Origin of the sequence: Corynebacterium sp. LK31 (genome assembly GCF_014335015.1) — a bacterium.
GTDB lineage: Bacteria > Actinomycetota > Actinomycetes > Mycobacteriales > Mycobacteriaceae > Corynebacterium > Corynebacterium jeikeium_D.
Map to the genome: position 1 here is coordinate 1 of NZ_PDGW01000018.1, position 1,411 is coordinate 1,411.

A 1,411-nucleotide genomic window follows, 5' to 3' on the forward strand; every position below is an offset into this window, starting at 1 on the left:
GGGTTAAGTAGCAAAAAGTGTGTCCGCTCGGCGTGTTGCGGGGCGGGCACACCGTTTGTTACTTCATGGGGCCTTTTCTGATTCCTATCGAGTGTTCGTACTCGGTTGGGATAGCGTTGTCGTAGAAGGCTGGTCGGCCTGTTTCATGGTCGGCTTTGTTGTGGTCTTCTTCGACAAGATCGTTGACTTTGGCGAGTTGATCTTGGCCGAAATTGCACTGCCTGGCGATCTTTAATGGGTCGTCAGGCAGTTGCGTTTTCGAGTGCAGGTACCACTCGAGCATTTTTCGTTGGCGTTCCCCGGACCTGCCGCGATGCGCGTCGGCGATGCGTTTGAGCCCGGCGTTGATGCCGCCTTCCAGACTGTTTGTCGTTGAAGCCCAGCGTTGAGGCTCAAGCGCATTCGGTGGTGGCTGCAGGTAGGTAAACAGCCATCCTTTCCGTGAGAGGTGCAGCAGGGAGTTGTATGCCTTGCGAACTCGCAGATGGGTCCATTCCCACTGGTTGTTGAGTGTGCGGCGCTCTTTTGACACGGGCGTTTTCTCGTTGAGGAATGCTTTGAATACCTGTCCGAAGTCGTGCAGACGCAGCGTCCACTCCCGTGCCTGGTCGAGTGTGGTGATACGGGTCAGTTTCAACGCCAGGGCGTAGATGGCTTTGCCGGCGTCGGTGCGTGGTCGTGATGTGGTGTAGCGGCGGATGACGCGTTGCGCATGGACGAGGCATCGTTGGATTATCGCGTTCGGCCAGCAGGCTTTAATCGCAGTAAGTGCGCCTTGTCCGCCGTCGAGGACGACGCAGAGCGGCTCAGCGATTTTGCGGAGTAGCTGCGTGTAGGCGTGGGCGGTTTCGTGTTTGGTCCAGTGCCATGCGATGACGTGGTCGTGGCTGGCTGCGACGAGCAAGCATCCGGCGGCGGTGTAGGTACCGTCGATGAAGATCTGGTCGTAGATGCGCTGTGGGTCACCGTCGTTGGGGATGTCGATGAGCCAGAACGGTTTGAATCGGCGGTCAAGTGTCCAACGGCTTACCCCTTGTTGCTGGGCGAGTTCAGACAACGTTGCTGTGGAGGTGGCATAAGAGACGAAGGCTTTAAAGTCGCGGGTCTGCGTGCGGTCGGTGCGGGTTCGTGTCGTGGAACTGCCGCAGTTCGGGTCCTTGCATCGCCACCTGGTTGTGCCTTTAGAAGTGGTTCCGTTTTTCTTCATTTGCCCAGCGCATATCGGGCATCGTGGTCTGTTTTTACTCACCCGGAAAGCACACCAACCCCCGATTAGCACATGCGGGTGCCATTCCGGTGGATTGAACACTAATCGGGCGGATATAAGGTCTTGATGCTTATATCCGCCCGATTTACCCAGCCTAATCAGCAGTAATGCTGAAAGTCAGACACACTTTTTGCTACTTAACCC

Annotated in this window: 1 protein-coding gene; it reads right to left on the reverse strand. The window is 56.5% G+C overall.

Annotated features, from left to right (window positions below; all coding sequences use genetic code 11):
• Nucleotides 1–58: 58 nt before the first annotated feature.
• Nucleotides 59–1,249: an IS1249 family transposase gene (locus tag CRD18_RS07425; RefSeq protein ID WP_162838042.1), complete on the reverse strand. Its 1,191-nt coding sequence runs from the start codon at nt 1,247–1,249 to the stop codon at nt 59–61.
• Nucleotides 1,250–1,411: the final 162 nt, after the last annotated feature.